Source organism: Snodgrassella communis, assembly GCF_914768045.1.
Classification (GTDB): domain Bacteria; phylum Pseudomonadota; class Gammaproteobacteria; order Burkholderiales; family Neisseriaceae; genus Snodgrassella; species Snodgrassella communis.
This window is the reverse complement of the sequence record NZ_CAJZCD010000009.1, coordinates 70,045-78,824: the sequence shown is the minus strand read 5'-3', so window position 1 is coordinate 78,824 and position 8,780 is coordinate 70,045. Positions and strand designations below refer to the sequence as shown.

At 36.9% G+C, this 8,780-nt stretch carries 7 protein-coding genes; 5 read left to right on the top strand and 2 right to left on the bottom strand.

The window, feature by feature from the left end; translation table 11 throughout:
* A partial coding sequence (locus MJ761_RS09130) for an EF-Tu C-terminal domain-related protein (protein ID WP_476749652.1) occupies positions 1-226 on the top strand: 226 nt, incomplete at its 5' end.
* A 17-nt stretch (positions 227-243) separates the two neighbouring features.
* On the top strand, positions 244-555 hold the full coding sequence (rpsJ, locus tag MJ761_RS09125) for a 30S ribosomal protein S10 (protein WP_037406906.1): 312 nt from the start codon (positions 244-246) through the stop codon (positions 553-555).
* 496 nt (positions 556-1,051) lie between these two features.
* Here rpsJ and MJ761_RS09120 read toward each other — a convergent pair whose 3' ends face one another.
* Positions 1,052-2,263, bottom strand: coding sequence for an aminotransferase-like domain-containing protein (locus MJ761_RS09120; RefSeq protein ID WP_093092467.1), 1,212 nt, complete (start codon positions 2,261-2,263; stop codon positions 1,052-1,054).
* Between the two features lie 594 nt (positions 2,264-2,857).
* On the opposite strand from MJ761_RS09120, the gene MJ761_RS09115 reads away from it, so the two are divergent.
* Together MJ761_RS09115 and MJ761_RS09110 are read left to right on the top strand one after the other, a co-directional pair.
* A complete protein-coding gene (locus tag MJ761_RS09115; RefSeq protein ID WP_093092463.1) occupies positions 2,858-3,100 on the top strand; it encodes a hypothetical protein in 243 nt (80 codons plus the stop codon).
* 1,141 nt (positions 3,101-4,241) lie between these two features.
* Positions 4,242-4,937: a JAB domain-containing protein gene (locus tag MJ761_RS09110; RefSeq protein WP_093092461.1), complete on the top strand. Its 696-nt coding sequence runs from the start codon at positions 4,242-4,244 to the stop codon at positions 4,935-4,937.
* A gap of 52 nt (positions 4,938-4,989) precedes the next feature.
* Here the strand turns inward: MJ761_RS09110 and MJ761_RS09105 are convergent, their stop codons facing one another.
* Positions 4,990-7,140, bottom strand: a complete 2,151-nt coding sequence (locus MJ761_RS09105; protein ID WP_093092459.1) for a KAP family P-loop NTPase fold protein — start codon at positions 7,138-7,140, stop codon at positions 4,990-4,992.
* Between the two features lie 536 nt (positions 7,141-7,676).
* On the opposite strand from MJ761_RS09105, the gene MJ761_RS09100 reads away from it, so the two are divergent.
* Positions 7,677-8,654 carry an L-lactate dehydrogenase gene (locus MJ761_RS09100; RefSeq protein ID WP_037406910.1) on the top strand — a complete coding sequence of 326 codons (978 nt, stop codon included), beginning with the start codon at positions 7,677-7,679 and terminating at the stop codon, positions 8,652-8,654.
* Positions 8,655-8,780 lie beyond the last annotated feature (126 nt).

Here is an 8,780-nt window from a genome sequence, read left to right as displayed (position 1 = left end):
TACACCATTCTTCGCGAACTACCGCCCACAATTCTATTTCCGTACAACAGACGTAACAGGCGCAGTAAGCTTGGCGGCAGGAGTAGAAATGGTAATGCCGGGTGAAAACGTAACCATCGATGTAGAACTGATTCACCCGATCGCGATGGAAGAAGGCTTGCGCTTTGCGATTCGTGAAGGTGGCCGTACAGTTGGTGCCGGTGTGGTTGCTAAAGTTATCGCTTAATCAGGAAGAATATAGATATGAAAAACCAGAAAATCCGTATTCGCCTTAAAGCTTACGACTACACCTTGATCGATCGTTCTGCTCAGGAAATCGTGGATACTGCCAAACGTACTGGCGCTGTGGTAAAAGGTCCAATTCCTCTACCAACTAAAATTGAACGTTTCAACCTGTTGCGTTCTCCACACGTGAATAAAACTTCACGTGAGCAGTTGGAAATCCGCACTCATTTGCGTTTGATGGACATTATCGACTGGACTGATAAAACCACTGATGCATTGATGAAGCTGGATTTGCCTGCTGGTGTTGATGTAGAAATTAAAGTTCAATAATTTATCGAACTTGCTCAAAAAAGACTGGATAATATCCAGTCTTTTTTTGTTTTACAAAGGCTTTTTTTATCATCTGCCTCAATAACGAGAGAATAAAAATTTAGGTATTTTTTAGATTGTCTGCACTTGTTCGGAATGTTTTTACTTGTTTATTGTATTTTTAGTTATTGATTTTAAAAGCGCAAAAATGGATAAAAAGAAAAAATGAGATTAAAAAAGTGGTTTAAAAAAGTTCACTTGTTTTAAACTCATAATATTGTCTCATTATCTCTTTTTTAAGATTTTATATTTCAAATTCGTTGATTAAAAAATATTATTTCAAAATCTCATAAACTGGTTCGGGCTAATTATTCAATGACTGTAAATGACCAGTGGAACATACTGTTATTCAAAATTCCTTGTAAACCCATAAAAATTGATACATGCCGAAAATAAACCAACACCAATAATCTAAAGGTATTGGTCTGTAATCACAGCACCGAGTCATAGCAACAATCTAAACCATGACAATTTTTTCTTGCGGTTGATGAATATGATGATTAATGATTTCGGCCAGAATCTTGATGCCACAGTCAATTTTTTCTTCCGGTACAGTAACAAAAGCCAGCCGTAGGCAATTATTTTTCTCAGCATGTGCAAAGAAAGTTTCACCGGGGACAAATACAACTTTCCGACTAATAGCCTCACTCAGTAACTCAGTTGCATTAATACTTTCCGGTAACTCAACCCAGATAAACATACCGCCCTCCGGTTGATTCCAGCTCACTTCTTTAGGCATATATTGAGTCAAAGAATGCAACATATACTGGCAACGCGTACTGTATAACTGGCGAATTTTCGGAATATGATGATTAAGAAAATTATTTTTGCTGATAATTTGATAAGCGATGTATTGCGTCAAACTTGGCGTATGTAAATCGGATGCCTGCTTCAATTGTACCAATTTACCGATAAATTGTTTGTTAGCAACTACATAACCCAAACGCAAACCAGGCGTTAAAATTTTGGAAAATGAACCTAAATAAACAGTGTTTTCAGGTGCCAATGTATATAAACCAGGCAGTCGCTGGCCTTGATAATCCAAATCGCCATAAGGATCATCTTCAATGAGTACCAAATCATTTTGTTTAGCTTTTGCAGCCAAAGCTTGCCGCCGTTCTAAAGATAACCGACGTCCGGTAGGATTTTGAAAATTAGGAATGCTATAGAGAAATTTTGCCGAGCTGGCCAGCTTATCATCAATAGATTCAGGAATTAAGCCCTTCTCATCACTGCTAATGGCAACATACTCAGGATTGAACTGATTAAACGATTGTAAAGCACCCAGATAAGTTGGTGTCTCAACTAATACCTTGTCCTTTTCATTAATCAGAGCTTTACCAATTAAATCCAGTGCCTGTTGCGAACCCGTCACAATCAGAATTTCATCAGCACTGATAGCAATTTGATCGCGTGTTGATAAATAATTGGCAATCCATTGCCTTAATGGAGTATAACCCTCCGTTGGACCGTATTGCAAAGCATCATAAATATCTTTGCTTGCTAAAACAGTGTTCACAGCTGCCTGAATTTCGGCTATTGGAAATGCATCCGGAGCGGGCAGCCCACCAGCAAATGAAATCACATCAGAATGCTCAGTAACTTTCAGAATTTCACGAATGGTAGAGCTTTTGAGAGCTTGTGCTCGATGAGAAAATTTCCACAGCATAAGTCTACTTTCTTAATTGATTATCAGCTTATTCTATAAGCAAAGTTTATCTACAATCTATCATTAATTAAATAGCACATATTTATAATATGGGTCTTGGCGCTAAATATACTGAAGTGATGGCGTTTTTTAAACAACATCCGAAGTTAAAGTAATGGCTGATCGCATAGGCTACATTCATTCATACAACTTTTTAGTGGTAAGATAAACTTAACTCTAAAAAAGGAAAAATAATGAATCAGCAAAAACGCGCATGATGCACTTTTAGTACTGATTCCAATGCACAAATGATTAAACTTGATGAGCAGGAAAATTGCGCAGTGAGTTGATATGGCAATACGATTTGACATCTTTCACTTTAAACTGCTGGATAAGCCAGTCAAGTAAAAGCAGTTCTATTAAGACCAAAAATAACCGCACGCCAGAGGAAAATGAACTGATTGTTTCACGGAAAGAACTTAAGCAGCTACGGATGGAAAACAATATCCTAAAGCGGGCTGCACTGATAATGGCATGAAAAACAAAATTCTGAAAGTAAACCAACATCGTTATGCGGTAGCAGCATAATGTCGCTGCTTAGCATATCCAGACATTATGCATCAGTGCCAAGCCATTAAACGGCAATCATTCACCCATTACACCGATAAAATATTGACTATTTTGAAACACAGCTATCAATCTTATGAAGGCAAACGCATTCGCTTTACCAGACAACAAACAGGCATCAGTGTTTCCCGTCGTGACCGTACCCAAGTAATGAAATCGCTATCATTGATATCAAATATACGATTAAACGTTATCAAGAACACCAGACGGCAAGCAATAGCGCAGCCATAGCTAATTATTTACCACACCAGTTTAATGTCAGCGTCAAACAGCAGATTATAGTAGCAGACTTAAACTATATTGGTGTTAACCAGCACAAGAATTACTTATGTGTACTGCTTAATTTATCGAACCGACAGATTGCTAGCTATCGTGTTAGACAATATAAAACCGCAGATTGATTAATGTCTGCATGAAGCCAGATTAAACAACCATAGTCATCATAACATCTGTTTCATTCAGATAAAGGAAAGGTATTTGTTAAACAGTTGTTTAGTAAGCATATCAATCCATCTAATCTACAGCGTTCACTCAGTAAAAATGGCTGTCCGTATGCCAATGCAGTGGCAGAAGCAACATTTAAAAGTATTTAAACTGCATTTATTAAAGAGGGAATAATTCATCGCAACTGAAGAATGACAGCAAATGCTTAAAAGAACTACAAGCTGAAAACGGCAAGCTTAAACTGATGATTGCTCAATAGAGTTTACAACCACAGTTTAGAAGACAATCATCAAAAATCCCAGTGCCGACTAAAACACGTTAAGCTTAGACTGTGCAACTGCAAGATGTTATTCTGCTACTATTATCATGAGCCGAGCTATGATTGGTTTAAACCGTTGCGCTTATTACTATGAAACTAAGTTACTAAATGATTTGGTGAAGATGTCGCTACTCAGTGCTATCACTGATAAGTATGTACACGGAGATATTTGCATCTAATTTTGTATTTTTAAATGATTGATATATTCGCATATTATGCCGAAAAATATTGGCAGCTATTTATAAATGAATGGCTTACGTTATATATACGGCGTAGGATGTTGGTATGATAATGCAGGGCTGATGCAATATCTAAAACCATTCAAACCAAGTTTGCACGAGTGGAGAAAACTCGTAATAACACCTCATTGACAACATGCCTGCGCAGCTTGTTTTTATTGGTATAATAATAAACGGTTGCATGTAGCGTAGGGCTATCCGCCTCGCATTTGATTTAGCAAACAAGCACCCTTTGATGCTGTGGTTTGAAAAGCGTTGTATCACAAATCAAGCATTTTTTATCAACGTAAACTTTCGGTATTGATTGACTACTGCTTAGCACATATAAAATATGCTATATTATTTTTAATGTATTTTACAAAGGGATAAGATGGATATTAAACTGGCCAAGCATGATAAACGCTATATCGAAAGCACAGATGACGTATACAGCATCATGCAGCGCGTATTATTGCGTGAAAACAAAATTGACCAAGAAAAAGAACATCTTTGGATCATTGGCATGAATCAGCGTGGTTATATCCTGTATATCGAACTGATTGCGCTTGGCTCCTATAAAGCAGTCAACATTGAGCCCATGAACGTGTTTCGTGTTGCAGTGATGAAAAACGCTTCACGCGTGATTCTGGTGCATAACCACCCATCCGGATCACTGATTCCCTCTGAAGAAGATAAAGATATCACCGACCGCTTAATTCAGGTTGCGCGTATTTTAAATATTGAGCTTACCGACCACCTGATTATCACCCCGAGAAGTTACATCAGTTTTCGTACCACCAGACTAATGGAAGAGCTCGAACAAAGCCTGAAATACGTACCGCCTTATCAAGTGGTTGAACGGATACGCAAAGAAGAAAAGCAAATCGCTAAAGAACAACTGGCGGTTGAAAAGGGCAAGACCAAAACAGCGCAGCAAAAAGCAAGGGAGATAAAAGAAAAAGCCGATTTCGAGAAAAAAATATTAATTAATGCCTTATTGGAAAAAGGTGTATCCATTGAAGATATTGCCAAGATTTTAGAAATCACGCCTAAGGCGATGGAGAGATTGGTAAATAAAACGGAATGATGTAACCACAAATGAAATAATAAAGCCGCAAGCTGGCTTGCGGCTTTATTATTTATAATAGTGATGGATCCTTTTCAGGATGCTGATGTAGCCACAAAAACTGTTGTATCAACAGCTCTCCCTCATTCAGATTTTTGTGCTCGTATCTACTTGGATAATCATCTGGTATATCAAGCAAATGAGAAAAATTATCTTCAATGCTTTTAATAAAAGCAGATACATCTATTTTTTTAGTTAAACTATTATAATGCTCCTTTTTAAAATCAGCCTTATGTTCACCTGCCTCATTCCATGCTGCTGGTGCATAGGCAGTAAGCAAACGTACAATTGCCATGTGGTCTTGAGCAATTAATTGCCTAATATAATCATTAACACAATGAGTGTTTACATACATATGTAATATATTAAAGATATGAGATAAAGCTCCAGAATATCTTGTGGTAATATCTTCATTATGCGAGATATGCTTTTTTATGATATTCCTACCTAAATAGATTCCAAATTGATTGAGACATTCTTCTGAAAAGTATTCTTTTTCCGGTCTTTCTTTATCCTCTCTACGTAACCAACGGAAAAGTTCTACTTTGAACGCAAGAGATGAAGCATCATCAATACATCTAAAAACTAATTCTGCTCTTTTATTTCGTTCAACATTTTGGATTAACTGATTTGATAAAATTGCGGATTGGACTAACGGTGTTAAGAAACTGAATAATATTTCAGGATTAGACATTAATGCACTTTTTTGGGCTATTGCAATTGCCAAGGGATAAGCAATGTCACTTGAAATACTTTTGGCTTTATGCCTCAATTTTTTAATAATATTGTCTGCATTATCAGTATTTATTAAACTATTTAATGGGTTTTCATCTTCATGAAAAGGGGATTGCCAAGACGCTAAGTTTGATAATAAAGGAGGTATAGCCGAATCAGCAACCTCGTCATTTGGAACTGAATACAAAAAATATTTTGAAAAATAATTTTCTGAACAAATACGTTGAGCCTTATTCCAGTTTAAATGATAACTTGAATCATAAAATATATTGCTATACACCTGATTTAACTTGGGAAATAATTGTTTTAATAATTCGATAATATTTTCTTTATTAATATTCTGTTGCAAATTAAGTGCGGTATTAATACTATCTTTTATTTTCTCTTTTTCTGGTTCATTCCTTATAAATATATCTTCATAAAGTATTTCCGTAAAAAGATTCTTATGGTTTCTAATAGCTTCATATAAAGATGGATAAAAAATTCTAACGCCCTCAATAAGCATTAAATCAACTGGATTAACTTCTCCTTTTAGTATAGGAAGAGAAAATAACAATGCATTACCATAGAGTTTCGCTCTGCGAGGCGTACATAATTGTTCATCAAAGGCACTAAAGTTTTGCCAGAACTCTTGAAATTGTTGATCAGTAAGCTTAATTTCAGCTACAGCTAAAGCATTATTGATCTCATTGAAACAAAATTGTTTTAAAACTTCCTTACTCACTGCGGGTAAATGTAAGGGTATTTGGATGATTTTCTCTAGAAATGCTTCACCTGCATGATGATTAGCACCCGTATATCTCTCTTGTAATGCTGAAACTACAATATCTTTATCAAAGGCTAAAATATAGGCTGTATATTTAAAATCGGCGATTAATTTAACAATTTTAAATAATAATTGGATTTCTGCCTTATCCAATCTATCTACATCATCAATCAGAATAAGAACTCGTTTTTGGGCTTTTTCTAATGCAGCTTCAATTCTCTTTTTCAATTCCTCTGTATCAACTTTTTTGATGAAGTGACTAATTATATTACCCAGCCAGCCCAAATTTATAGCTTCTCCAGCATGTGGCGCTAAGTTTTTTACTAAATCCTTAAAATAATCACCCTTTTTAATTAATTTAGTATCTAATGCCTCCGCAATGGTAAAAAAGAAACCTTTTAATAAATCATTTTCAGTACCGTAACGCCACGGATTAAACTTGATGCAAATAACTTTTTCTTCAGATTTGAGGGATTGCTGTATAAAGTTTAGAACGGAAGTTTTTCCATCTCCCCATACTCCATATAGCCCAATTACAAGACCACTTGGATCCTCTCTTTTCGCAATCACTTGTCCAACTCTTTCTGCAAATTTCCATCGAGAAAATTTATCTTCTTCTTTTGATGAAACCGGCGCATCAGCAGAAAAATGTTTATTGCTCATATTGGCATCACCTCTATAATCGTTTGATAGGTTAATTATAATTAGTTTTAATTTAACTTTTTTAGTGATTCTTGAATGATATATATTGCTTTAGCTTAATTGAAGTACCAGATATATAAAAATTTTTTCTCTGACAAAGCCATCACAAACCAGTCAAATACCACCCTTACGCACCTTGCACCGTAGAACGGCAGGTCAGGGGATTTTATTTAAAACCCTCGCTAGCCCGTATCAATATAGTACAGTTGTCAGCTTGGCTGGTGTGAATATTGTTTGCCATTGAAGCATGTGCCTTGCAGAATAATCGGTTTATTGGTAGTGGTGTTTTGGGGATGATTAAATTTTATTTTAAGTTAAACATAAAAATAAATAACATAAAAAATCTATACAAAATTATATTTTAAAGACATGATTCACCAAAAAATGTAATTAATGATGAATATTAATAAACTATAAATTTGTCATGGAGTTAGCTGCTACAATCTATGCATAAATTCGCATAGATTTGCATTTATCCATAGAAATGAGGTTGAATTATGTTGCAGCCCACTAATGCCAAAAACCATCAGAAAATAGTTTTAGTTGGTGCCGGTGCCGTTGGTTCTACTTTTGCTTATGCTGCTACTCTTCAAGGTATCGGTCAGGAGCTGGTTATTGTTGACGTTGCCCGGGATAAGGCTCACGGTGATGCCAAAGATATTGCCGATGCCTTATTGTTTACTTACCCGAAGAATATTTATGCTGGCGATTACAGCGATGCTGCCGATGCGGATATTGTGGTGATTACTGCCGGTACTGCACAGAAGCCGGGCGAATCGCGTCTGGATCTGGTTAATCGCAATTTGCATATTATGCAAAGTATTGTGACTAAAATCGTGGAATCCGGCTTTAATGGGATTTTTCTGGTGGCGTCCAATCCGGTGGATATTCTTACTTATGCTACATGGAAATTATCCGGCTTTCCGGCAGAACGGGTAATTGGTTCTGGTACTTCGCTGGATTCTGCCCGTTTATGTAAATATGTCGGCTATTTGTTTAATGTTGACCCGCGTACTGTGAGTGGCTATATGCTTGGTGAACATGGCGATACTGAATTTCCGGCCTGGTCGCATCTGAGTGTAGGTGGTTTGACTATGGCAGAATGGATTAAAAATGACCCGCGCTTTACGGAAGCAGATTTGGATATTATTGCCGACCGTGTAGTCAATGCTGCTTACGATATTATCCGTCTTAAGGGGGCAACGTATTATGGTGTTGGTGCTGCGCTGGCGCGTATCTGTCGTGCGCTGCTGGACGATGAAAACACTATTTTGCCTGTTTCTGTTTATCTGAACGGCCAGTATGGTGTTGAGGATATGTATATTGGTACGCCGGCGGTGCTTAACCGGCATGGTGTCCGTCAGGTAATTGAAATTCCGCTGAATGAAAAAGAGCAGGGTTTAATGCGTGCCTCAGCCAGCCAGCTGGATGAGGTGATGCGTAATACTTTTGCAGAAATTGGTATTCAACGTTAAGCCGGTTAGTCTGGAGACAAGCCAGACTATGTGTTTCTGGGCAACCTGCGGGTTGCCTTGTTTATATATGCTTGTCGCTTCTAACTAAATAAGTGCCATTTCTTTCTCAAAAATCTTTGTGCTTGT

Coding starts and splice junctions, on each gene's coding strand:
- rpsJ (WP_037406906.1), top strand. CDS start 244: ATGAAAAACCAGAAAATCCGTATTCGCCTTAAAGCTTACGACTACACC.
- MJ761_RS09120 (WP_093092467.1), bottom strand. CDS start 2,263: ATGCTGTGGAAATTTTCTCATCGAGCACAAGCTCTCAAAAGCTCTACC.
- MJ761_RS09115 (WP_093092463.1), top strand. CDS start 2,858: ATGCATCAGTGCCAAGCCATTAAACGGCAATCATTCACCCATTACACC.
- MJ761_RS09110 (WP_093092461.1), top strand. CDS start 4,242: ATGGATATTAAACTGGCCAAGCATGATAAACGCTATATCGAAAGCACA.
- MJ761_RS09105 (WP_093092459.1), bottom strand. CDS start 7,140: ATGAGCAATAAACATTTTTCTGCTGATGCGCCGGTTTCATCAAAAGAA.
- MJ761_RS09100 (WP_037406910.1), top strand. CDS start 7,677: ATGTTGCAGCCCACTAATGCCAAAAACCATCAGAAAATAGTTTTAGTT.